28 protein-coding genes and 2 pseudogenes are annotated in these 23359 nt (G+C 61.6%); 9 read left to right on the top strand and 21 right to left on the bottom strand.

The features are described from left to right. Positions 1-45: 45 nt before the first annotated feature. The 4 genes from ACIP90_RS03980 to ACIP90_RS03965 all read right to left on the bottom strand — a co-directional run bounded on the left by ACIP90_RS03980 (position 46) and on the right by ACIP90_RS03965 (position 3485). Positions 46-858 carry a cyclase family protein gene (locus tag ACIP90_RS03980; RefSeq protein WP_400577160.1) on the bottom strand — a complete coding sequence of 271 codons (813 nt, stop codon included), beginning with the start codon at positions 856-858 and terminating at the stop codon, positions 46-48. 83 nt (positions 859-941) lie between these two features. Next, the gene (locus tag ACIP90_RS03975) at positions 942-1148 is read right to left on the bottom strand and encodes a 2-hydroxymuconate tautomerase (RefSeq protein WP_400577158.1); all 207 of its coding nucleotides are present in this window, start codon (positions 1146-1148) and stop codon (positions 942-944) included. Between the two features lie 17 nt (positions 1149-1165). Next, entirely contained in the window at positions 1166-2884 is a 1719-nt protein-coding gene (locus ACIP90_RS03970; protein ID WP_400577157.1) for a GMC family oxidoreductase, read from the bottom strand. Then, a complete protein-coding gene (locus tag ACIP90_RS03965; protein ID WP_400577156.1) occupies positions 2877-3485 on the bottom strand; it encodes a gluconate 2-dehydrogenase subunit 3 family protein in 609 nt (202 codons plus the stop codon). The genes ACIP90_RS03970 and ACIP90_RS03965 overlap by 8 nt, the downstream gene beginning before the upstream one ends. 472 nt (positions 3486-3957) lie before the next feature. On the opposite strand from ACIP90_RS03965, the gene ACIP90_RS03960 reads away from it, so the two are divergent. The 3 genes and pseudogenes from ACIP90_RS03960 to ACIP90_RS03950 all read left to right on the top strand — a co-directional run. Further along, on the top strand, positions 3958-4308 hold the full coding sequence (locus tag ACIP90_RS03960) for an ArsR/SmtB family transcription factor (protein WP_400577155.1): 351 nt from the start codon (positions 3958-3960) through the stop codon (positions 4306-4308). Between the two features lie 35 nt (positions 4309-4343). Next, on the top strand, positions 4344-4664 hold the full coding sequence (locus ACIP90_RS03955) for a hypothetical protein (protein WP_400577154.1): 321 nt from the start codon (positions 4344-4346) through the stop codon (positions 4662-4664). Between the two features lie 79 nt (positions 4665-4743). Next, a pseudogene (locus ACIP90_RS03950) lies at positions 4744-5682 on the top strand (YihY/virulence factor BrkB family protein); the annotation flags it as partial. Positions 5683-5871: 189 nt separating this feature from the next. Here the strand turns inward: ACIP90_RS03950 and ACIP90_RS03945 are convergent. Continuing rightward, on the bottom strand, positions 5872-6363 hold the full coding sequence (locus ACIP90_RS03945) for a hypothetical protein (RefSeq protein ID WP_400577152.1): 492 nt from the start codon (positions 6361-6363) through the stop codon (positions 5872-5874). 376 nt (positions 6364-6739) lie between these two features. Between ACIP90_RS03945 and ACIP90_RS03940 the strand changes: the two are divergent. After that, positions 6740-7307 (top strand): annotated as a pseudogene (locus tag ACIP90_RS03940) (recombinase family protein). A 277-nt stretch (positions 7308-7584) separates the two neighbouring features. On the opposite strand, the gene ACIP90_RS03935 reads toward ACIP90_RS03940, so the two are convergent. From ACIP90_RS03935 to ACIP90_RS03915, 5 genes are all read right to left on the bottom strand, one after another. Further along, entirely contained in the window at positions 7585-7773 is a 189-nt protein-coding gene (locus ACIP90_RS03935) for a hypothetical protein (RefSeq protein ID WP_400577151.1), read from the bottom strand. A gap of 108 nt (positions 7774-7881) precedes the next feature. Further along, positions 7882-8310: a hypothetical protein gene (locus ACIP90_RS03930; RefSeq protein ID WP_400577150.1), complete on the bottom strand. Its 429-nt coding sequence runs from the start codon at positions 8308-8310 to the stop codon at positions 7882-7884. Between the two features lie 2 nt (positions 8311-8312). Continuing rightward, positions 8313-8573, bottom strand: a complete 261-nt coding sequence (locus tag ACIP90_RS03925; protein ID WP_400577148.1) for a hypothetical protein — start codon at positions 8571-8573, stop codon at positions 8313-8315. A 411-nt stretch (positions 8574-8984) separates the two neighbouring features. After that, complete coding sequence (locus ACIP90_RS03920) at positions 8985-9254, bottom strand: hypothetical protein (RefSeq protein WP_400577147.1); 270 nt, start codon at positions 9252-9254, stop codon at positions 8985-8987. Between the two features lie 1193 nt (positions 9255-10447). Further along, the gene (locus ACIP90_RS03915) at positions 10448-10942 is read right to left on the bottom strand and encodes a hypothetical protein (protein ID WP_400577146.1); all 495 of its coding nucleotides are present in this window, start codon (positions 10940-10942) and stop codon (positions 10448-10450) included. Between the two features lie 373 nt (positions 10943-11315). On the opposite strand from ACIP90_RS03915, the gene ACIP90_RS03910 reads away from it, so the two are divergent. From ACIP90_RS03910 to ACIP90_RS03895, 4 genes are all read left to right on the top strand, one after another. Beyond that, the gene (locus ACIP90_RS03910; protein WP_400577145.1) at positions 11316-11843 is read left to right on the top strand and encodes a cupin domain-containing protein; all 528 of its coding nucleotides are present in this window, start codon (positions 11316-11318) and stop codon (positions 11841-11843) included. A gap of 436 nt (positions 11844-12279) precedes the next feature. Further along, positions 12280-12552 (top strand): hypothetical protein, encoded by a 273-nt coding sequence (locus ACIP90_RS03905; protein WP_400577143.1) that lies wholly within the window; start codon positions 12280-12282, stop codon positions 12550-12552. A 415-nt stretch (positions 12553-12967) separates the two neighbouring features. Continuing rightward, positions 12968-13444, top strand: a complete 477-nt coding sequence (locus ACIP90_RS03900; protein ID WP_400577700.1) for a YsnF/AvaK domain-containing protein — start codon at positions 12968-12970, stop codon at positions 13442-13444. Positions 13445-13660: 216 nt separating this feature from the next. After that, entirely contained in the window at positions 13661-13798 is a 138-nt protein-coding gene (locus ACIP90_RS03895; RefSeq protein ID WP_400577142.1) for a hypothetical protein, read from the top strand. Between the two features lie 51 nt (positions 13799-13849). Here ACIP90_RS03895 and ACIP90_RS03890 read toward each other — a convergent pair whose 3' ends face one another. The 11 genes from ACIP90_RS03890 to ACIP90_RS03840 all read right to left on the bottom strand — a co-directional run bounded on the left by ACIP90_RS03890 (position 13850) and on the right by ACIP90_RS03840 (position 22093). Then, on the bottom strand, positions 13850-14308 hold the full coding sequence (locus tag ACIP90_RS03890; protein WP_400577141.1) for a T6SS immunity protein Tdi1 domain-containing protein: 459 nt from the start codon (positions 14306-14308) through the stop codon (positions 13850-13852). A gap of 191 nt (positions 14309-14499) precedes the next feature. Next, positions 14500-14622 carry a hypothetical protein gene (locus tag ACIP90_RS03885; protein ID WP_400577139.1) on the bottom strand — a complete coding sequence of 41 codons (123 nt, stop codon included), beginning with the start codon at positions 14620-14622 and terminating at the stop codon, positions 14500-14502. 291 nt (positions 14623-14913) lie between these two features. Then, positions 14914-15081 carry a hypothetical protein gene (locus ACIP90_RS03880; protein WP_400577138.1) on the bottom strand — a complete coding sequence of 56 codons (168 nt, stop codon included), beginning with the start codon at positions 15079-15081 and terminating at the stop codon, positions 14914-14916. Between the two features lie 136 nt (positions 15082-15217). Beyond that, on the bottom strand, positions 15218-16030 hold the full coding sequence (locus tag ACIP90_RS03875) for a hypothetical protein (RefSeq protein ID WP_400577137.1): 813 nt from the start codon (positions 16028-16030) through the stop codon (positions 15218-15220). Continuing rightward, entirely contained in the window at positions 16027-16926 is a 900-nt protein-coding gene (locus ACIP90_RS03870) for an ABC transporter ATP-binding protein (protein ID WP_400577136.1), read from the bottom strand. Before ACIP90_RS03870 ends, ACIP90_RS03875 begins: the two co-directional genes overlap by 4 nt. Further along, on the bottom strand, positions 16923-18371 hold the full coding sequence (locus ACIP90_RS03865) for a PH domain-containing protein (RefSeq protein ID WP_400577135.1): 1449 nt from the start codon (positions 18369-18371) through the stop codon (positions 16923-16925). The genes ACIP90_RS03870 and ACIP90_RS03865 overlap by 4 nt, the downstream gene beginning before the upstream one ends. 61 nt (positions 18372-18432) lie before the next feature. Beyond that, entirely contained in the window at positions 18433-18972 is a 540-nt protein-coding gene (locus tag ACIP90_RS03860) for a PH domain-containing protein (protein WP_400577132.1), read from the bottom strand. A 105-nt stretch (positions 18973-19077) separates the two neighbouring features. After that, entirely contained in the window at positions 19078-19263 is a 186-nt protein-coding gene (locus ACIP90_RS03855; protein ID WP_400577130.1) for a hypothetical protein, read from the bottom strand. A 59-nt stretch (positions 19264-19322) separates the two neighbouring features. Then, positions 19323-20138, bottom strand: a complete 816-nt coding sequence (locus tag ACIP90_RS03850) for a DNA-binding response regulator (protein ID WP_400577127.1) — start codon at positions 20136-20138, stop codon at positions 19323-19325. 887 nt (positions 20139-21025) lie between these two features. Then, positions 21026-21685 (bottom strand): uridine kinase, encoded by a 660-nt coding sequence (locus tag ACIP90_RS03845; RefSeq protein WP_400577125.1) that lies wholly within the window; start codon positions 21683-21685, stop codon positions 21026-21028. Positions 21686-21790: 105 nt separating this feature from the next. After that, the gene (locus ACIP90_RS03840) at positions 21791-22093 is read right to left on the bottom strand and encodes a DUF4193 domain-containing protein (RefSeq protein ID WP_400577123.1); all 303 of its coding nucleotides are present in this window, start codon (positions 22091-22093) and stop codon (positions 21791-21793) included. Positions 22094-22387: 294 nt separating this feature from the next. On the opposite strand from ACIP90_RS03840, the gene ACIP90_RS03835 reads away from it, so the two are divergent. Further along, positions 22388-23326, top strand: coding sequence for a 5'-3' exonuclease H3TH domain-containing protein (locus ACIP90_RS03835; RefSeq protein ID WP_400577120.1), 939 nt, complete (start codon positions 22388-22390; stop codon positions 23324-23326). The last annotated feature ends 33 nt before the right edge of the window (positions 23327-23359 follow it).

Here is a 23359-nt window from a genome sequence, read left to right as displayed (position 1 = left end):
TGCGGCTAGGTATGGGACTGGTAGCGCCTCCGCGCCTTGTCGTGTTCATGCCGGCACCACCGCCAAGGGACGGACAGGGGATCCGGTCACGCCGACCATTTTCAGGGGGAGGCACACAAAGATGAACTCCTGGTGCCCGGACCCCGCGAGCCCTTCAAGCTGGAGGTTCTCGAGGATATAGATCCCGTTTTGGACTATGAGGACCACATGGCCGGGGAGGCTCCCGCGTTGCGGGTCCGCTTGAATGGCATCCCACGCCACGTTATCCGCTCCTACCGCCTGCACCCCAAGGTCGGCGAGCCACTCCGACGCTTCAGCAGAGATGCCCGCGCCCTGAAGGTATGCGTCGGGGTCGTGCCACTGCGATCCATCGCCGGTCCGCACGAGGACGACATCGCCGGCGGTTACCGATACATCCTGCGCGGAGGCGGCGGCCTTCAGCTCGTCTGCCCGGACCAGGGTGCCTGCCGGGAGCCGGTCCACTCCCCGGTGCCGCGGTATATCGACCAGGACGCCTCGGGCGATCATGGGAGCGATAGTCTCCACCCCGAGTTCGCTGAATCCTGTGGAGCTCTGCACTTGCGCGTCCGCACGACGCCCGCCGAACATCTCCAAATCAACGGCCTGGTGGCAGAGAGCATCAATATGGGTCCCGGAATGTTCAGCCGTGATGATCAGACCCGAGGCGCTCGTCCTGGCTTCCCCCATCCCGGCTTCATGCCGGCGGTGCAGCGCATAGACGAACCCGGGACGGTGCGCCGCGAAGATAGGCGCTCCCGCGTACCGTGGCTGCTCGAGATCATAAAGGGTGGCTTGTCTGAGCGTCGCGAGCAGCGCAGCCACCGATTCGGCAGTCATTTCAGGCCACGTTCCATCTCACGTCTCCGAATCGGCGACGCCTGTGAAGGTTCTTTCGATGCCCAGGACGTGAGGAGTACCCATCATGTTTCCTCCGGATCCGATAATTCGTCAATGAGAAGCCGGCCGCCCTGTCCCCAGCTTTCCGGATCAATCTCGTCCAGGAGAACGACGATTCTCTCCCTCTTTGAGCCCAGGACCCGCACCACGGCGTCGGTCAGCGCATTGATGAGCTGCCGCTTCTCCTCGGCAGAGCGGCCTGCCCTCATGTGGACCTGTACGACTGGCATTGCCTGCACCTCTCGGATCAGCGGTTCGGTACCTCACTCTTGGTCTCTGCCCCGGCCTCCGTCCGCAGGTGATCGGCTGCAAGGTAGGCCAGCGCGTAGATCGTCAGGGTGGGGTTGTAGGCGCCGTAGGTGGGGAACTGTCCCCCACCGAGGACGTACAGGTTAGGCACGGTGTGGCACTGGCCGTAACGATCGACAACTGAGGTGGCCGGATCATCACCCATCCGGTGGGTCCCCACCTCATGAGTGGAGACATGGTAAGGCGGTGCGGTCGGCGCCTCCCACCACTCGAGCATGCCCATTTCGCGTGCGATTTCGCGCTTCTTGCCTTGCATGAATTCCACATCCTGTTCGTCCCGGGGCGTCCAGTCATGAGTGATCCGCAGCGCGGGCTGACCGAACGCGTCCTTAACGTTTGGATCCAGGTCGCAGAAAAACTCTTCGCGGGGAAATGTGGCGGTCTGGTGATACATGCTGAAGGTGCGCCGGTAGTTTTCCCGCATCCAGTCCTTGAAGCCCTGCCCGAATTTCGGTGCGGAGTCCGGCATATTCCTGGTGGCTTCCACCGGTTGGACGTCCCCGCCAAAGCCGATGATGGGGCTGCCCCAGACCGCGCCGTCACCGCTGGCAAGTTCCGAAGTGTAGTCATCGATCACGCTGGTGGCAACGGCCGGCCCGGCGAATGGGTTGGTCCAGTCCGGCAGCGTGCCGGTGAACCAGCCATAGTTGTGCGTCATGAAGTACTTGCCGACGGTGCCGTTACCGTCGATGCCCGATGCCAACAGCAGCCGGGTGTTCTCCAGCGCGTATGCCGACAGCACCACGTATCCGGCATCGATCTCGCGTTCCTCTTTCCGCACGAGATCGAGGTAACGCACGCCCGAAGCCCTCCCGCTTCCGTCCCGCTTCACCTCGAACACCCGCGAATATGGCCGTATCTCCAGGTTGCCTGTCTCAAGGGCCTGCGGAAGTAGGGCCACCGCGCTGCTGGACTTGGCGCCGACGTGGCAGGGGTAGTCCCGGCAAAACCCGCAGTACACGCAGGCGCTTCGCCCTTGGTACTCAACGGAGTTCACTGCAGCCGGGGCGGGGAAGGGATGCAGGCCAAGCCGCCTCGCTGCCTCAAAGAAGGGCCTGTCGCCTGCCGTCATGCGCAGCGGCGGCATGGGGTACTCTCGCTTTCGCGGTGGTTCGAACGGGTTTCCCCCTTCCTGGATCTCTCCGTTGAGGTTGCCCGCCTTGCCCGCGACCCCGATCTCATACTCGGCGCGCTCGTAATACGGTTCAAGCTCGTCGTACCCCATAGGCCAGTCGACGATGGCCGTGCCAGCCACCGCTTCCTCGCCCAAACGCTCGCTCAGGGTCGAACGCAGGCGCAGCTCAGCATCACGGAACCGCCACGCCCATGCCGCCCAGTGAATCGTGCCGCCGCCTACTCCAACGGAGGGGGGCACGAACAACGGGCCCAACGCCAGCGGCCCCGAGGACCACGGCAGAACACGCGCCGTAGCATCCCTACTCGGGCGCCACGTCATGGGATCACTGCCCATGTTCGGGGAGATTTCCTGCCGGACGAAGTACCGCAGCTCATCGTGCTTGACTTCGACATCTTCTCCCGCATACCGCTGGCCCTTTTCAAGGGCAACCACCCGCATCCCGGCCTGCGCCATATCCTTTGCCAGCACCCCGCCGGCTGCACCAAGGCCAACGATCACAATGTCCGCATGCTCAGCCACGTTCCGGCTCTCCCTTACGCTGCTCTCGCTCGTTCCGCAGATCCTGAAGGGTTACGACCGGCAGGGCAGACGCATCAAACCCGTATTGCATCGCATCCTCGCCGTAACCCCAATGGGCGCCGGGGAATCCCACCAAGCGCCAGCCAACTGCATTCCTGTTGCCCCCATACACCGGATCCCCGAACGTCCCCTCAACCACGTGCTGCCTCACCACTGCGAAGAAGTAAGGCAGGAACCCAATGTCGCTGCTGTCCTCGTCCTCGGATTCCGCTCGTTCTGCAGCCACCGCCGTATCCAGCCCACCCGCGGCAAGCCACTCCAGAACGGAAGTCTGCTCGCCCTCGTCAAGCTCGACGAACCTGCGCCCCTGTCGCTCGACGCAGCTCTTATCCAGGGCCGCCAGGCCGCTACGATACAACCCCTGCAAATTCCGGTAAGGACCCGCCAAGGCCCGGTCAATATAGAGAACGGCTCCCGCTTCCTGAGCCCCGGGATCTTCCTGGGAGCCGGGTATTATCAGCCCGGCCAGCACATCGACGGTCTGCGCCTCATCCCTGTTGAGGAAGGTGACCGCTCCCCAAAATCCACCTGTCGCCTCCATAAAACGCCTCCTTCGGCGCCGCCCGCGCCACCTCAGTGAAGCGCGAACACCATATGACTTAGCCCTACCAGCTAAGACCCGGACGGAAGGTTGCGCCGCTGCAAGAAACATGTCAGCAACTGCGCACGTGTCGGTATGATTAAAAAAATTTTCCACCCCGCAATTACCTGGTGTCAACGGAGCATAGACCAGTGCTCTCCGCGAGTCCCACCGGTCCGCGGGTAAGTGACATGACCTGTGTCGGGGACTACTCAGCAGCACTAAAGGGAGCGGAGGCCCGGCCGGCTACAAAACACGTCCGCTGCCTGCCAAGGGCAGCCTATGGAGTGACATGCTGCGTACGCCTGCTTCACGGTCCGCACGCCTCACAGTGGCGGTCCGGTCCTTGGGATAATGGCATTGTCAGGAGGACGTACGCCTCGGTCGGAGAGCGAGGAGGCGCTGTCTTGGTTCTATTGACGAAAGCAAGTACATGATCGACTTCGTGCAGGCACCATTCCGGCACCCCATCGAACCGGACCGACACCGGCTCGAGGCGGCAGCCGACACGTTGCGGCTGCTCGCAGAACCCACCCGATTGCACCTTCTATGGGTCCTGGCAGCCGGACCGGCCTGCGTAGCCGACTTGGTCAATGCCACTGGTTCCGCCCGAACCATCGTGAGTCAGCACCTGGCAAAGCTCCGCCTCAGCGGCCTGGTCGACGCCCGCAAAGAGGGGCGCAAAGTCATTTATTCCATTCGCGACGACCATCTGAACCGGCTGATCCAGGAAGCCATCAACCACGCCAACCACCCCATTAGCCGGCAGCCCAAGCACGACTGACGGCAGAATGGGAGAGAACCAGCCGAACCCACGGCGTGTCCGCCATTAGCTCCACTCTCAGTGACGCCGGCTTGCGTGTCAGCTCCACCCTCCACGACGCCCGGTCCACCGTCTCCGGCGTCCCTCACAAGGCCGCCGCCAAGACTCAGGGCAATCCGCTCGCTGCGGGCCTGATCGCCTTCGGCGCCGGGCTGCTCGCCTCCTCCCTGATCCCGCCCAGCAGGAGAGAACGCGAAGCTGCCGAGGCCCTGAAGGGCGCGGCCGAACCCATGACGAGCCAGCTCACTGAAACCGCGAAAGACATGGGCCAGGACCTGATGCCAAGGACCACGTCCAAAACACGTAGAACTCTCTAGGGTCGCCAGCGGGGCCGTGCTACAGGAGCGCGGTCCCGCTGATGCGTTGAGACCATTGGGCGTTGAGCTAAGAAAGGGCCCGGACCTGGCCGCAGGGCTGACCTACTACGCCGTCTTCTCGCTTTTCCCGGCCCTGCTCGCCCTCGTTTCGCTCGGCATCTTTGGCCAGGCGGAAAAGACGACGGCGGCACTCCTGGAAATCGTCAAGGGCATTGCACCCCGGATCAACGGTGGACATGATCCGCGGACCCATCCAGGAGCTGACCACCTCACCGGCTGCCGGCCTCACCCTGGTCATCGGTCTGGCCACCGCGCTCTGGTCCGCCTCAGGGTACGTGACCGCTTTCGGCCGGGTGATGAAGCGGATCTACGAAATAGACGAGGGCCGCGGCTTCGTGAAACTCCGCGGCACCATGCTCGGCGTGACGCTGATTTCCGTGGCGCTGCTCGCGGCCATGCTGGTCATCAGCGGCCCCGTCGCCGAAGCCATCGGCAACCTCCTGGGGCTGGGAGGGGTGGCCCTGAGCGTGTGGAACATCGCCAAATGGCCGGTCATCATCGCACTGGTCGTCGTCATCGCCATCCTTTACCAGGGACCCCCAACGTCCGCCAGCCTAGAATCCGCTGGATGAGCGTTGGTTCCTTCATTGCCCTGGTCATCTCCCTGTTGGCCTCCCTGGGCTTTGGCTTCTACGTAGCCAACTTCGGCAACTACAACAAAACCTACGGCGCCATCGGCGGCGTGATCATCATGCTGCTGTGGCTGTGGATCCTGAACATGTCCCTGCTGTTCGGCGCCGAGTTCGACGCCGAAATGGAACGGGGCCGGCAGCTGCAGGCCGGCATCGAAGCCGAAGAAACCCTCCAGCTGCCGCCGCGCGATACCAAGAAAAGCGAAAAGCTCCAGGAAAAGGAAGAAGAAGACATCCGCCTGGGACGGGAACTGCGCGAAAAGCACCGCAACAACCAGCACCCCGACGAGAACAACGGTCAGGGCAGCAGCACCCAGGAACGATAGCCCATAGGGCAAAGAACAACCTCCACAGGGCCCACCCATCCGTCCCATCCTCGACAACAACGAAACGAGGATTCAATTCAGCCGTTGCTGGAGGAAGTGCTCTTCGCTCTACCGCCCACCATCACCGGCCGCGTGGGACGTGCCCGCCAGTCCGGCCGGGACTCCAGTAGCCCCACGCTGGCCGTCTTGTCAGGGCGGGGTTGAAGGTGAGCCCGGCAGGGTGGTTGCGGCAGGTTCGGCCGGGACTGGCTGGACGTCCGGTGCGGTCTCTTCCTGGCGTTCCGCTGCCGGTTCGGCTCCCAGCACACGCCAAAGGGAGATTCCGGCGACTGCAGCCGCGATGGCAACGGCTGCGACCAACCACGGTTTCCCCGCCAAGCGTCCGCGCCGGGCCTCAGTGACCGACACTTCTGCCTCCGGAATGATCCGCGCTATACGCTCATGCAACCGCGGGGTCACCGTTTCCACTCCCCCGGCCAGTTCGTCGGCAATGGCCCTTAAAGTGGCCTGCAGACGGGGCGAGGCGATGTCAATGCCAGCATCAACCCGTTCGAGCGCGCGGCGCAGGGCCGATTCGACACCCGGTGTCGCCCATTCCCTGCCCTTGGCAAGACGGCCGATGAGGGCTTCTTGCAGATGACGGGCCTGAACCGCCCGGTCGGTCTTTCCAAGCACACGCACAGGAGCCTCCACAGGTCGATAAATGTGAAGCACAGCCTAAGGTTTGGACCCGACGAAGAACAGCCTTGACATCCACCCGTAATGACGTGGCGCGGCGATCCGCTCTCGTGAGTTACAGCTGCAACCGCGTCCTGCGCCGGCTGGCTCCCAGACCTGGTAAGTGCCGTCGGAACCTCCGGCGAAGGAGGGTTCCCGTGGCGCTGTACGTTTAAAAGATGTACGAATGACCCCATTCTCCCGGACGTGGGACGGCACTTCGACCAATAGCAGGCTGAGGTACACCCCAACCTGACGACGTGAAACCAGATGTCTTGACGTTCTTTTGGGAAGGCCCTAGAACTCAAGCTGACAGGGCGAGGGGGGTCTGGAGGCATCGGTGGCTGGACAGCGGATCGGATACGTGCGGGTCAGTACCCTTGACCAGAACGAGAAACGTCAGCTCGAAGGCCAGATTTTGGACCGGGTCTTCACGGACAAAGCCTCGGGCGGGGACGCGTCCAGACCGGAGCTTACTGAGCTGCTGCGGTTCGCCCGTGACGGGGACACAGTCGTCGTGCACAGCATGGACCGGCTCGCCCGCAACCTCGATGACCTGCGCGCTCTCGTCCAGGGCCTCACCCGCAAAAGGCGTGCGGGTGGAGTTCGTCAAAGAGAGTCTGGTCTTCACCGGGGAGGACTCCCCCATGGCCAACCTCATGCTCTCAGTAATGGGTGCCTTCGCCGAGTTCGAACGCTCCCTGATCCGGGAGCGGCAGCGGGAAGGCATCGCCCTGGCCAAGCAGCGCGGCGCCTACAAAGGGCGGAAGAAGACCCTCACACCGGAACGGGCGGCCGAACTGGTCCAGCGGGCAGCGAATGGAATCCTCAAATCCGTCCTCGCCAGCGACTACGGCATCAGCCGGGGAACGGTGTACCAGTACCTGCGCCAGGCCAAACTCTCCTGAATCCCCTCCCCTGCCGACCCGAATCGTTCCGCCGTCGCTGAAACCGGGACAACCTGACTGAATCATGGTTATCTGCGTTTGAAAAACGGCAGGAGGAGTGGCCGCAGAAGTGGCTGTTTCCGGCAGCCGGCCACGGTTTTACTCCCAAAACACGGATGTTCAGAACTGGTCTGTCAGCACCCGGTTCACGGCGGGGATGTCCAGGAAGGCCGGGTCAAGGCGCATCGGAGCCGGTTATCTCGGCCACCCATGCGGCGCAGGGGGTGAGCTTTTCGGGTTATTCGGCGATCTTGCGCCGGGCTTCCTGCTGATGCTGCTCCAGCTTTGCCTCGGCATCCCTTCGTCGCTGGAGTATGCCGCGGGTCTGGGTGGGTGTGGGGTGGCGGTGCTCGCGTTCCCAGGCGTGGTCGTTGACTCCCGTCCGTGCAGCAGTTTCTCCAGTGCGGGGGCTGTTGTCTTCTTTCATGGCGGGATCTCCTTTGAAGGGGTGAGAGTGCAGTCAGAACCGGCGGGACGGTTCTGACTGCTGGCTGATGTTGGGGTATGGGCTCGATTAGCGCTTGCAGTGGCTGGGTCATTCAGGCAGTTCCATCTGGAAGCCGCAGTCGCATCTGAGAACCCGGGTGGAGAGGTAGACGCCCAAGGTGTCCTCGGCTGTATCTTCAGTGGACAGTGGCGCAGAGAGCTTGTGCAGCTCTGAGCCGGCTCTTTTCATCGGCTGCCCGCAGTGCATGTAGTGGTCGCCGAATATCAGTACATCCCCTGCCTGTTCCGGACGTGCCAGGATCATCGACAGGTCAGGGACGTGGGCTGGGTGTTCACTGAAGGTGCCGCACCGGTTGCAGGTGTAGGAAACCAGCACGACATCAGCCGGCTGGCCGGGCATATCCACGACGGATCTGATAATGAGGTGGCGGTCTGTGCCGCAGTTGCCGCACATCACCGGCAGTCCACGGTGCCGCCCGCCTCCGCCATGACGGAAGCCGTGAAATCCGAATGACATGATCAGGCTACCCGCGGGTAGCTGGTGAAAATGCAGGCGGGCGCGGCGCAGCCTTGCCTTCTCGGCCTGCCCTCACGGATGTTGATGCAACAACGCATTTGCCTGCCGTTGCGGAAGGACGCGTCGTGCTTGGGCGTCATCCCGTGGAGCATGCACCAGCTGGTGCTCAGGCCGCAGCGGCAGCCGGCGCCCGGCAGCGTGTCTGTTCCCGGAGCCGGTGCGGTGGCAGCGTCAAGGAGCTGCCGGAATTGAGAGGTGGCCATGGCAGGCTCTTTCCTCAGCTGCGCGGGATGGCCGCCATGCGGCTACAGCGGCGATAGCTCGAGGGAGTGCGCAATCCCTGGAGGGGTCCCCTGCGGAAAGACTATGACACGCAGGCTCTTTTATTGAAGCTACCCCGCACTGCCCGGCCTGCATAGACCCTGTATGGAGACGGCAGCTTCGGATGCCCGTCCCGACTGCCCGTCCCGGCACATCGCACCGCGCCGGGAAGGCCCGCCGGGCGTACCCTTAGGACAGGCCGACGGCGGAAGCTCCGCTGGGTTTGCCCCCCATCCCGGTGGACGCCCAGCCCGCCGCCGGTCCCAAACTCCCTTAACGAGGTAGCCCAGGGCCCGAAGGGGCCCCAGGCGGAGAACATCCGCCCGATGTGACGGCCGGTCCGCACGGAAGGACTAGGTGCCTTCCCCGGGCTGGACTGCGTCGAAGAAACGGTGCTCCGGCGGGGCTGTTTGGGTTCCTTCCGCCTTGGCCCGGATGAAATCCAGGTCCTGCTGGGAGAGCACCGCCTGGCCGTGCTCGTCACAGTCAGGCCGTACGCCGGTTTCCTGGCAGATCTCTTCCGTCATGGTGCGCGGCAGGATCAGGCATCCGGGGTTGTTGATTAGCCACCGCTGCGTGGCGGGGCTAAGCCGGTCCCAGTGGTCCTTGATCTTCATCTCCATTGATGATGCCTTTCTGAGCTTCTGACTGTTCCCCGATGGAGCGGGCGGTCCCGGTCCGGTACTCGGAGTGTGCTCAGGATATGCCAGACAATTAGCGGGGTATTACCCGAGGTTTTTCATAGGGTTCGCCGCAGCCCGCCGTACATTGTGAAGCGGGTTCAGCAACACCCACGGGTTCCTTCGGATAACACTCCGGGACAACGGGTCTTTCGACTGGAAATTGGTTCCAACGACGGGGCCGGGCACGGAGGCAGGTACGGGTCCCGCACCGAAATAAAAGCTACCGCAAGCCAACGAGATGGGCAGAGTACTAGCCGGAACGGGCAGTCGAGCTCGTACAGCGGGGTGGCAAGCGGAATTCCCAATCCGTCCTCGCCTTCGACTACGGCATGAGCCCGAAATCGGGTACCAGTACCTGCGCCAGGCCAGACGTTCCTGGAGCCCTCGCCGGCGATTCTGTTATTCCGCAGCAGCAGAAAGCAGCTTTGACGGATTCTTCATTATCGGCGTTGGGCTTCATAGTTCAGAAGAGGGGTGGGTTCGGTTTTATCGTCGTTCGTGCACCACGAATTTTGGAGAGCAGCACCAGGGGGACCGTCTCTGTCCGTCAGGCTAATCCCTTATGCCGGGCACTTCCGTCATGCTGCTCTTACTGAAAACCAGCTGAGCTCACGCGTTCGGTTTCCGCTGCAGGTGCCGGAAGCTGGCACCCTGTACCGGTCACAGCAGCGCCCGGACTGCTTGGTGATTGACGGCCGGTCCGCCGGCGTTCCACGATGGTGGCACCCCGACGGGTCATGTCACTAACTCGACACCGCCATTCCCCTCGGAAGGATCCCTTCATGTCCCAGACGCCCGGATATAGGTATGGAGATCGAAGGCTGGTTCAGAGTCCAGTGTCACTGGAGGACCTTGCCAAGCTCAAGGCCACCGTGCTGTGGAGCCTGGTAATCGCGCCTAGCCGGCGAGCTGGTCGGGTGTGCCGATAGCGGTGTTCCCAACTCCGTTCTTGCCCTCGAAAGGGATCAGTTGGGAGACGGTGTATCAGTATCTGCGCCAAGCCAAGCTGGGGTGAAACCCTCGGCATTAGTTGACGGAAGGCCGGTTATCGGCGGTGGGGAACCGTCGATCTGCATTTTCCAGGCGCTCTATGCCCTAAGTGGGGTTTCCATGCTCCCGGCCGTCAGCATATGTCATGTCCCGGCCAGATCGTCCCCCGCTAGGGTGAGGGGTTCGAAGTCACGCCAATCGCGTATGGAGCGGTTCCTGCGGCTGAGCCTTGGCCAGACAGGGTGGCGGACATCGAATCCGGTGCAGGCCCATCCGTCGAGAGTCTGGGTCAGCTGGACGTCGTAGATGATGACGGAGCCTCCGTTTACGTGGTCGACGAGGCTGCGGTCGAGGATGTCCTCGACGAGGAGCATGTCATTGCTGCTGCGTGTGTACTCCTCGAGGTCGACCGTGGTGTAGGCGAGCTCGACCCGCTCGGGGGTGAGCGCAGTCAGGCCAGTGGCCGAAACGAACACCCGAATAGTGCCCACCGTGACGACCAGTCCAAGGACCTGCCCGCAGTCCTCCCGCTGCTGCTGTACGACGACGTCGGCGAGGACGCCAATGCGGTGCCCTTCGTAGTGGAAGACAGGGTGGTGTCGGATCTCAGACAGGAAAAAATGTTGGGCTGCAGCCATGGCGCCTCTCCGTGGCAATCGGCGTGATGAGGAAATCAACGATCAAGAATGCCTCTGTGACGTTCGCAGCCAGCATCTCCCATTAGGTGACGATGCGCCACTGACCAGTGGGTTAGGGCATCGCTTGTCCACCAAGTCCTGACAACCCACCGGCTTCCTGCCCCTTTGAACACTGAACCAAATCTCACCATCTCAGCAGGACATGAGGGTTGCCACCCAGATAAGAAGGATGACGGCTGCGCCAGCGGTGCAGTCGTAAAGCTGCGCTCCCGTGCAGCAGGAGCTCGGACTCTATCCGATCGAGTAGGCCGGCCGATCCGTCTTTCCGCTTTGAACATTGCGTGCAAGCAAGAGGCCGCGGACCATTGGTGCCATGGGCACGAAGAAGAGCGGGCCGGTCGGCGCCGACTCAGGTCCCCTGGTCCGCTTCGGGGATGCCATGACTGCCCGGACCGTTCTCGACGCCACGGCAACGGCGGGAAGCTTTTCAGTTGTCGAGTATGTGCTCGCCCCGCGGGAACTCGCGGCGCCCCTACACATGCACCGCCGTGAAGATGAATTCACTATCGTCATCGCTGGGCGGATCGGGTTTCTTCTCGGTGAAGAGGTTGTTCACGCCGGCCCGGGAGAGCTCGTCCGGGAACCGAAGAATCAGTGGCACACGTTTTGGAATGCCGGTGAAGTGCAGGCCCGGGTTCTGAAGATCATTTCGCCGGCAGGATTCGAGCGATACTTCGAAGAGATCGGGTCCCCCTCCCCTGATGGACCCCCGGATCTGGAAGGCATGGCGAGGGCCAACCGCAAGTACGGGCTGCAGATGGACTTCGAGTCACTGCCGCAGCTGATCGAGCGTTTCGGGCTGCGCCGTCCGGCAGAAACTGACCGGACCGTCCGGGAATAGACAGGCTCCCAGACAGGTGCCCAATGTAGAGCTGGAAGCCTGCTCGACGGCCGGACATCGCCGATGAGGCAAGACCCCTTGTACACCCTGCCAAACAGCACCCAACCAGGCGGCGCTCAGAGGAGGCTTGCAGCCGCCACTGCCGAGAGAAAAACCACGAGGCCATCGTCTGAAACCAACCATGTTCTGCAACCGTCGGCCTGCAGACAATGCCTCCCCAGCTTTCTTGTTGCAGATGTGGAGCCAAGGGGTGATTTGAGCTCTATCAGCAGCAGGGGTTGGCCGCTGCCGGCACTTGGGTTGCCTGTGGGCATTGCCAGCGTTGAGGAGCACCGTTAGATTGATGGTCCGGCTGGCCCTGCGGCTTTTAGCTGGTGCTGGTCGGTACCCATCCCCGCGAGGAGGCTGCGCTCGGCGCAGCCGGCAAGGACAGGTCATGAGCCCTTCTCCCAAACAGCCGATAACTGACGACAGCATCCAGGTGCGCCAGCTCAGCCATTACCAGTTCAGCTGGGTGGCAGGAAAAGCTGGCGCTCCCGGCACGTGGACCTTGCAGCTTGTCTTGGACGAAGGAGCCTGGGAGGAGGTGCTGACTCTTGACGCTGACGATGCTGACAACCTGCAGGATCTGCTCTCTACGGCCGGAACGGTTTTCTACGACGTCAGCAGAAGAACGCTGATGTTCGGCACAACCGCGGTCGGGCACTAACTCCCAAACCAACCAACCCCACTACCAGCAATGCCGCCGGGGTGCACCAGGGGCTCGGAAGCCTCGCCCTCCAGCAGCCGTCGACTGCTGCGGCATCAGGCCGCTTTGAGGGGTAGGGGGCGGCTATCGAGGCACGCAGTCAGCGAACGGAAGCTTCATCCACGGTACGGTTTCCTGCAGAGCGGCCGGGGCGGCGGAGGCGAATATGAAGGTGCGCGGGGGAAGGCGGCGAGGCCTCAGACGTCCGGACTGCGTTCCTTGTCGTTGTCATGGCTGGAGGAGGTGCCGTGTTTTCAGCGGTTTCTTGGTCATGTAGGAGTAGCGGCACTCCCCTACCTGCTGGGCAAGTTCGTTCAGAACTCCGCTTCGGCGACGCCACCGGCCACAACCCCTCACCGGTAACCGCGACACCGCGATATCCGGCCCGGACCTTAAGGAGGACGAACACGAAGTCACCGTGCACGAGGAACGCCCCGTGGTCGATAAGGAAACCGTCCCGGTCGGACGCGCCCGCCTCGACAAGGACACCGTGACCGACGACGTCAGCGTCCAGGAGGAAGTCCGCAAGGAAAACTTCGACACCGACATAACAAGACTGCTTGTAGAGAAAACGTCAGCTGTTCCGTGGACATCCGCCCCTGGAGGCACTCGAGCATACGTCACCAAAAACCGGCCCCACCCCTCGCTCCCACCATCTCCAAGAAAACCTCCGCATCCATCTGGCCAAGGGCAGGGAGTGGGCAACCCCCGAAATGGAAGCCGCCTTACGCCGGGCGCTGACCAGGATAGACAGCGGCCGCGAGGCTGCGTCTCCGCGGATTCACGCACGCCTGCGCACGATTGCCGACGAACTAACCGGCGGAGCGGGGACCGTGACTCCCCGACTTCATAAGCGGATAACCCGGATCACCCCGAAGGCCACACCGCCCGCCCCGAATCCCGCCGGGAAGCCAACCCGGTCTGGCGGACCATCCATGAAGCCGTGGTGGATGGCCGGACTCGTGGCAGCCTCGGCACTCTTTGGCGCCGCACTCTGGCGCGCCCTTCGGTCACTCGGGGAACCCCAGGTCGCGGAAGGCTCTGTCGCGCTTCCACCCGACTTAGCAAGTTGTTCAGCACCCGGGCCGCACGACTCGGAACCCTCCACGAACTCACCAAACTCGCACCCGTGGCCATCATCGCCGAAACCCTCGGCTACTCCCTTACCACCATCGAACGCCACGCAGTAGATTCATCCGCTGCGTAAGCCCAGTACATGGCGGCCGTTCGCCGCGCTCCTACAGGGAGATGAGAACGATCAATTCAGAGACACGCCACTAATCGGCGTTCCAGGAGGGAGATCCTTGATCTGCTGATGGATCTGCCCCGCAATATTGATGGCCACGACAAAGTCGCTCAGCTCGACATTTTCCAGATCCACCGCACCGCCGAGTGCCGGAGGAACCCGGAAGCTGTAAACCTCAGCTTCACCAAGTCGAAGGCCAGCGCTTTCAGCTTCAGTGGCCAACCCGATCATGAGGTACTCATCCTGGCCTTCTCGGGAATTCAAAGAATTACTGAAGTCACCTTCAGTTTCCCAGCGACGGCTTAACTCACCAGCAAGCAGGTCCAAAAACCAGAAGCCGTCCTGACTTTCAAAGAACACATCGCCAAAGGGTGAAGTGAACAACGGCCGCTTGTCGGAAAGTTCAAGAAACGACCACGACTCAAGCGCTGCCGCGTAGTTCTCAGTTGAAAAGCGTCTAATGGGCTCCATACGCAGACCCTACCGGAGCGGGCACGGCACAATGTCATTGACAGGCCGCCTCAGCAGAACTCGACGGCCTTGCCCAACATCCCACGCATTGAAGTCTGGCGCGTCCAGTACTCCCGCCCCCATGGATACCCGTGCATGCCAGTTTATTCAACCTCTGGGGGAGAGGCCCTAAGAGGGGTTGCGCTCCAGCATCACGCCGGAGCTTCTTCCCCGCTACCCATGGGCTCGAACTCGTCGGCCAGCGCCGGGTTCATGATCTTAGAGTCCAGGAAGACGGGGTCAAAGGGTTCATCCGGGCGGGTTGCTTTGGCCACCTATAGGTAGGCCGTTCCAGAACGGGACGAAGACCGCCATCGTGAACCGTCCGAGGAAGGCACTTCGCGCGTTTGAGCGATTTTGTGCTTGGATGCCTGAAAAAGGTCCGCCTCCGAGAAGGAAACGGACCTCTTCAGGACGCGCTGTCTGACTTACGGCGTAGCGGCTGGTACGGCCGTCCGCGGGGCGTTGTCATTGACGTCGACGTGCTCCTTGTAGTGCTCAACGGCTGACTGCAGAGGCAAGCCAATAAAAGCGATGCTGTACGGGTGAAACTCCGGTTGGCGCTGTCACTTTCGCCTTTGCTGTGTGACGCGCCGGTTGACTAGGGCTAGGGTGACGGCGGCTACGGCGATGCCGGCGACGATTGCGATGATCCCACGCAGGCCGATGTTCATATCAGTCCACAGCGCCAACCCGATGCTCACAATTAGGATGGTGGCGAACAGTGCCAGCATTGACGCCGGTTCACCGGGCGGCTTACTACGAGAGGGGCCGTCCTCATGACGTGTGTTTCTAATTTTTGCCAAAGCTTTCCTTCGTCATTGTGGTGTGGTGCTAATGCCTGGTGGTGACCCGGCATTAGCAAAGGCGTTAAAGGTTTCGGCGGCGAAAGACCGTGAGGGCCAGTCCGCCGAGGACAAGCACCCAGACCGCAAGACCAAGTTGGCCGATGAGCAGAGAGCCCAAGCCCAACTCTTCGAGGGTTGTCGCACTGATGGCTTTGATGAACAGTGGCGTCGGTGTCACGTTTACCAAGGCATCTACCGCCCCCGCCGCTTGCTCGGGGATCATGGCACCCACAGCGAAGACCACCAAGGGCAGGAGGACATTTACCCCGATGAGCAGTAACACGGCCCCGAAGGCCCGTCCCACGAGATGGGCCAAGGCTACGGCAATCAGAACCACGCTTGTGCTGGCCACGACGGTTGCTGCCACGCTCAGCATACCTGACTCCGCATAGTTGCCTTCGGACAGGATAAGCCCGAGCCCCGCGAGGACAATCGTGACTAAAGCTGTGGTGGTTGCTGTCAGAGCAGCCCAGGACAGCGCTCTGGCCATGAAGAGCCTCTCGCGTTTCGGTGTCAGTGACAACCCCAAGCCCAACTGCCCCGTATGGTCCCGCCCAACCGCAAAGACGGCGGCAACAGAGAGGACTAAGGCACCGACGAATGCGCCAGTTTCGACAGAGGTAGTGGTCAAGACCCTATTGGGTTCCGGGGCCAGTGACTTCATGATGAGCATCGTCGCTATCCCGCTCACCAACCCTGCGGTGATCGCTACGATGACCGGGATGGGCACGCCGCCCTTCCTGAGGAGCCGCCGCAACTCGGCCCAGGCCACATCGCCGAGCCTTTGTTGGGCCACGGGGGCGCGGTCGTCGATCGGTAATTTGCTGATGGTCATTCCGTTCCTCCAGATGTGCTCCGGGCCAGGACCTCGAAGTATGTGTCTTCGAGGCTTCGGGTCATCCGTGACAGATGAGAGATCCCCGCGCCCGATTCCAAGGCGACGGATGCGAGTTCAGTCGGGTTCGTATGGTATGCAAGGATTCCGCCCCGTTCTCGGGTGGCGCGGAAACCCTTCTGGGCCATCGCGACCAGCAGGATTTCAGGGTTCGGGGATTCGAGGTAGTACCCTGTCTCGTCCAAATGGGACACAAATTCCCCGATGCTCCCCTGCCCGAGGATCCGGCCGCCGCCAATCATAACGATGTCATCCGCCGTTTCTGCCAGTTCGGCCATATGGTGTGATGACAGGAGGACCGTTGCTCCCTCAGACGCCGCAGATGTTAGGAACGACCGGATCCAAGCAATTCCATCCGGGTCGAGTCCGTTGATGGGCTCGTCCATAACCAGCACGGCCGGACGGCTTACCGTCGCCGTTGCGATTCCCAGCCTCTGGCGCATGCCCAAGGAAAAGGTACGGACCCGTTGTTGGGCCGCGCCCGCCAGTCCAACTTTCTCAAGGGTGTCTCTGCCCCACGTAAGTGGCAGTCCTTGCAGTTGGCAGACGTAGTCCATGATGCCGGCAGCTGTGGCATGCTCCGGGAGCCATTCCGCTGATAAGAAGAGTCCCATTGTGCCCCCCGGACGCAGGGCCTGCGCGAACTTTGTTCCGTTCACGTCGACGGAGCCCGTATCAGGATGCACCAATCCTGCAATGGTTTTCAGCACCGTGGACTTACCTGCGCCATTAGGGCCAACAAATCCGGTAATCCGCCCTGGCGCGGCGCTGAAAGAGACGTCCTGGAGCACCCTTTTGCTCCCAAAGCTTTTGCTCAGGTTGTCAACGCGAATCATTGCTGCACAAACTCCTCTGTGGTGGATTGCTTTACAGCATGGCGCCGCCGGGCGGCAGCAATTTCAGATGAGGTGTCGGCCACTAGGCGACTCAGCTGATTCGGGACCAAGTGAGAGAAGCAGAGCGCAGCCAACGTTTTGGGCCGACCCGCAAAGTAGTGGACCCGCACGAGGCACATCTTCATTGTGCCAGTCCTGGTAGCGGACATCGAGTGCACACTAGTGGCCGCTAGGACCACCTCGTGGTCAAGGAAGGCACGGCTGGCCCATCCTATTTTTGTTCCATTCACCGAAAACCTTGCCTTGGCCAAGCGGGCCGCCAGGGCGAGGACGAACCAGAGACCCGTCGTTGCCACCGCGGCCGGGACGAGGGCAGCATTTGTCATTCGGTACACAAGCCAACCGGAAGCGAGTACGGGTGCACCGATCGCAGCGAGGAGCACTATCGATCTGGCGATAGATTCGCGGCCCGAGGATGCCAGCAAGGCCGGCACTGGAAGCTCCGGTAACCCTGTGCTGAGAATTTGTTTCACCTGCCTGCGCGGCATCGAGGGAAAGACTATGTTGGTTCCCATTTGTGCATCTGAGTCCGTAGTTAGAAGCGCGATCCGTACGCGGTCAAGAAGCATCTCGACAAGGTTGCGGCGGGCCCTGATCCCGCCGACGGCGGAAGACCTAATGTCACGTTGGTGGGTGGAAAGCCAGCCGTATCTGATGGAGAGCCCACCAGGAAGACTACTCACCGTGAAGCCATGATATTTCACCACGGCGGCGACCGATCCGCCGAGGAGGACCGTCACGCAGAGCACTATGCCTCCTGCAAACGGATGCGATCTGAAGATCTCTACGGCACGATCAAGATTTACCAGTTGCTCCACCGCGTCGAACGCTGCGAGAACAGCACCTGTGCCTAGCACCACCACATGGCCATAGATGAGGTTAGCAGCCGCGAGGTCCCTCTTCCGGGCGGTGTACACCTTAGTCCGGCCCGCGCGTTCCAGCGACTCCGGGACCGTTTCGTTGACACCGTTAGCCTCGCCATCGGGGGGTTCAGACTGTGAGCGCGGAGCCCCAAGGGAACGGGCATACTGGACGATCACCTCTAGATCTGCCTTGTCGATGCCGGCCATATCGATTTTCGCATCGTCTTGGCCGCCGGAGCGCAGTGAGACGACCGCCAGTCCGAACCGTCGAAAGGCCCAGGGTGAGTCGATGTCCACGACGGAGACGTCACACCAGGCGGTCGTGCTCGTTTTCCTGAAGAGCAGCCCACGGGTGAGGGAGAAGTCCTCCCTGGAAATCTCGTACCTCACCGTCGCCCAAGCGTAGACGGGGTTAGCCAACCGGAGAATGAGCAGGCTGCCTACCAGGTAGATTGTGACAGGCCCGGGCCACAGCCCTGGCTGGTTCCAGTAAAGGAATCCTGCGACCAGCAGGCTGAGCATGCTTGGGGCTCCATGGAGGGACATCGCCGCCATCGCCCTCATCGGCAGCCGTTGCGGGGCTTTAGTGCCCACTAGTGGACGCCTCTAAGTATGTGGCCAACGCCTGTCGACGAATATCTACAGCTACACCACGTTCCACGGGCCCCAACGGCTCGACGTGATTGAGAGTAGTGAACCTGACCTTAGCCAAGCCAAATCGCCGTAACAGCGGGCCTTCGATGATCGAGATATTCAGGATCTGGGCGGTGGATAAAACCGTGTCCTTGGACAGGAAGAAACCCCGGCTAATCCGCACCGCGTCCGCGTCCACGTGGTACGACGTGTGGCGCGTCGTGAGGCGGCTAACTATCGGCACATCAATGATCAGGCCGGCGATGATGAGGATCGCCATAACAATGAGGGTTGGTGACTTCCACCCGCTCGGGACGAGCCAGAGTGCCAGACCGCAGGAGACGACTCCCGTCACCAGCACCTCGAAGGTGGAACGGATCATGAGGTAATGCAAGGCCGCCGGTGGCAGCGTGGACGCATAGGAATGCGAAGGCACGGCCCGGCCCCACCCAGACCATGTGCCTTGGCCGTCAGCCTGTGTGCCGGCCATCGTGTCCCCTTTTTTGTATTGCTAACCACATGTATAGCCCGTGTTCCTAAACCACTGGTGTGGCCAAGGCTGCAGCGCCCCGGCCACACCAGTATCAGAGATACGTCAGCCAATCCCCAGGATCTGCATGATCCATTGTGCGATCGTACCGAAGGTCACACCACGCTCCAGCCACCGCTGAACCGTCGGCCAGTTGTTCCTAGCCCACGTGGCGATCTTGTTGACGGTGGTCCATCCCCAGCGCCATGCCTGCTGCAGAACCCAATAGACAAACCTCAATACTGCACCCATTTACGTCTCCCCACAAAGTAATAGTGATGCGTTGGGAATCCCCCGACACGTTGCCAACACTATTTTTTTGAGGAAGAACTTAGCAGTAGCCTATTATCCATTTTGGATATACTTTTGGTCGAAAAATTTGACAACTGGTCAGCATAGCCCGGGTCGATATTCCCGGAGCCGAGGGCCTTCCCGCCTAACTCCCCGACGCGGAGCACGCCGGCCTCGAAAGCAGCGACAAGTACCTGTAGCCGATCTTGGACGCACCACTTCACCATGATGCGTGAAAGGTGGCCTTTGACGGCCGCCTCGGAGACACCGAGTTCTTTCGCGATATCGCGGTTGGATTGTCCCTTGCCCAAGCATTCAACGACCTCCCGTTCTCGGCCAGTAAGTGCTGGTAAGTCGGTACGTGACAGCACTGGCTGGGCGGCGGAATGAGTTCTCCGCAATACCTCTAGCAATCCGAGAAGTGCGGATCGTGACAAGAAGACGTGGCCCGCCGCAACGTCGGAAATTGCCCGCTGAATTTCCCGAGCAGAAGCATCACTAGTGAGAATTCCCCGGGCACCTGCGTTCATTACGTCCCGAATCGCCTCCGATGCACCAACATCGATGAAGACCATGAGATGTGCCTGTGGATAGAAGGTCAGCACGGGAAGGAGATTGTGGGCCTCGTGAGACGAGCGCGCATCAACTACGATGAGGTCCGCCTGGTGTGCTCGACAGTCAGCAGCGAGCTCGAGAGGCGACTCGGCTCGGCTGAACACCGCCCGTGTCTGCACATTAAACCGAAAAATTGCATCGAGGACTGCTTGCAATTGAGTCTCTAAGACAGCTACAACTACCGAAATTTCCTGCACCGCGACATCATCCTTTTCCCCCATTGCCCCCATTAGGACAAGATAATCCAGTGCAGCTTACGGCGACTAATTGGGCCTGGTGCCGTGCTGCGATTCCTCGCGAACCCGGGCCAGATGCAACGCGCCATTAGCGAGACAAGCTGCGGCTTATGCATGAACGATAGCAACATCGGCTCTACACGCTCTGCTGCATCGCTTCATATGCCTTTGCTTCGAGTGATAAGCCGGATCGCCGAGCGGTAATCCGAGCCCCAGTCACCCTGAGCATTGCCTCCGTCGGGGTCCGGTCCGACCTTCTCCATCTGGGTTTGGAGGAAAATGGCTCCCTGGAAGTACCGGAAGGTACCGGGAGGAACACCGATTTTGCGGAGGCGAACACCAAGGCAACGCGGGCACGATCACGCTGTCCTCGGAGAAACGTGCGGGACAACACGAGGCTTGGCTGTGCGGCCACCATCAATTTTCGCACCCCAAGCTACTGTCTAACGTCCAGCTCACTGTGCCTACTGGTACGTATGCACTTCGATTTGAATCCATTTGTACCTGCGCGACAACGCCATGACCATCAACTGAAAGTTGAGCGAGTAGAGCCCGGTGTACAGCCGGTCTCGTCAAGTTCGATGAACAGCGAGGAGTTCATCTGGTTGAGGCACACCCCAACCTGACGTCAGGCAGGTAGGCGAAAAGTTGTCAGAGTAGGGTCAGATTCTGACATTTCTGGCACCCGTTCGAGGAACCCTTAGATCGCAATCTGACAGTACGTGCATATCCCCTCGATCGCAGCAGCCGACAGAACGATCTTCATCGGCCTTAAAGGCGTGCTCTCCTACTTGACTACTCGCCCGCCAGCAGCGTCAGTCGCTCAATCTTGTTGCATTGGCAGTGGAGGGCGGAGATGGCAGATCCGTGCGTTAGGTGATCTCCGCGCTTGCTGGTGCCGGCTGAGCGGTTACTACCTGCGTATTCGGATCATGCTCCAGGGCCGGCCTTCCGGCCACGATCACAGTAGCGCGCTCCCATGGCCGGTCTTCAAGCAGGAAGGGAATTTCTTGTTCTTCCCACTCCCTGTGAAGGTCTTCTTCTTCCTGGCCATCTCGTGCCCGGAGACGACGTCGGGCTTCATGGTTGTCGCACTGCACCCAGATCGAAGCGTCGATTAGGTCGGAGAGCGCTTGGCGTGATGATCCGCTCCCTTCCACCCACACCACGGAACGCCCGGCGGGTAGAGCTATGGCACCTGGACGTTTTCGGGCCACCCAACCCGGCGGACGGTAATGGACTGCCTGGCCTTGGAGCAGGGGTTCGAGGACACCGTCACGGAGTTCATCGGCCCAGTCAAAAAACGAGAGATGCCATGCTACGTCGTCCGTGTGAACGACATCTGAGTCCGGCACTCGAGCCAGTAGGCGATGAACCAGGGTGGTCTTGCCTGCCCCACTCCTTCCGTCTACCGCTACAATCCAGGGTCGGTTCTGATGCTTTCCTGCTTCCGGCAGCAGCCGCCCCACCAGGCCCTCCAGTGACTCGGCCTGCCAGCGTCCTGCAAAGGGTTCGCCGACTTCCGGCTTCATATCCATGGTGACCTCGACTTCGATTATCGGTCTCGTCCAAAGCTGCCTGGCATGGAGTCTCGAGCGTTGCTGTGGTTAGTGCAAGCTCGTTTCGGGCTAAGCCCCTTAGCCTTCACAGTCGATGCAGTAAGCGTGGCCGTTCTGCTCGCGCGCGATCTGAGACCGGTGCCGGACGAGGAAACACGAGTAGCAGGTAAACTCGTCCTGCGCCTGGGGGACGACCTGGACGACCAGTTCCTCGGCGACGAATTCTCCGCCTGGGATGACTGCATCGTCCAAGGCATCTGCCTCGTCCAGCTCGCGGACCACGCTGCGGGCGTCCGGGGCATTGGCGGACTGGAGTGCTTCCAAGGAGTTGTCCTGGGATTCCTTGACGTCGGAACGGACTTCGTCGTAATCGGTGGCCACTTAGATGGTTCTCTTCTCTAGCGTTCTTATCTGACGGGTATGCAACCTACACCATCCCAGCCCAAAACGCGCCAGAAGACGGGAACATTGCACCGCGCTTGGAGCACCGACCAGTCAGGTCAGGCGACCGCCGCAGTCCAAGCTCTTGAGGTAGCTGTCCAGTTTGGCCTCCGGGAGTGCTGCCAGAAGAACGCGCGCAGGAGCGAATGATTGGATTCGGATACGGCCACGGTCATGATGCAAGACATTGGCGCTTCTTCGCGAGGATTTGCGCCATCCGTGTCAGGATCAGTTATGCCCGACCGTCTCATGCTGCTGGACACTGCGTCGCTGTACTTCCGCGCCTTCTATGGCGTGCCCGACTCGATCCGCCGCGCGGACGGCACGCCAGTGAATGCCGTGCGCGGCCTGCTCGACATGATCGCGCGGCTCACCACCGACTACGGGGCGACGCATCTCGTCGCGTGCTGGGACGACGACTGGCGTCCGCAGTGGCGCGTCGACCTCATCCCGACCTACAAGTCGCATCGGGTCGCAGAGGTGGTGGCCGGCTCCCCCGACGTGGAGGTGGTGCCGGACGCGCTCGAGGTACAAATCCCGATGATCCGCCGCGTGCTCGACCTCGCCGGGATCGCCGTTGTCGGGGCCGCAGACCATGAGGCCGACGACGTCGTGGGCACCTACGCCAGCCACGCCGACCTTCCGGTTGATGTGGTGACGGGCGACCGCGACCTCTTCCAGGTGGTCGACGATTCCCGCCAGGTGCGGGTGATCTACACCGCCCGCGGCATGAGCAACCTCGAAGTGATCACCGACGCGGGCGTCGTCGGCAAGTACCGCGTGCTGCCGGAACAGTACGCCGACTACGCGACCCTCCGCGGCGACGCCTCCGACGGGCTGCCGGGCGTCGCCGGCATCGGCGACAAAACCGCCGCTTCGCTGCTGCTGGAGCACGGCACGCTCGACGCGCTGCTCGCGGCGGCAGCGGACGCGGGAGGAGGGATGTCCGCATCGGTGCGGGCGAAGCTCGCCGCGGCCGCCGACTACCTCACGGTCGCCCCCACCGTCGTGAAGATTGTCCGCGACCTCGAGCTGCCGACACTTGAGGAGGCGGGCGCCCAGCTGCATCCTGTCTCCGGTGAAGCGCGCGCCGAACTCGAGCGCCTCGCCGCCGAGTGGAACCTCGGCGGCTCGGTCAGGCGGCTCCTCGAGGCGCTGGATCTGCGTCAGTAAGGACTGCCGGTGAGGACTGGCAGTGAAGGCCAA

This window comes from Arthrobacter sp. NPDC093139, assembly GCF_044754165.1.
Classification (GTDB): Bacteria; Actinomycetota; Actinomycetes; order Actinomycetales; family Micrococcaceae; genus Arthrobacter.
The sequence above is the reverse complement of the archived record's forward strand: the minus strand, read 5'-3'. Positions and strand labels throughout refer to the sequence as shown.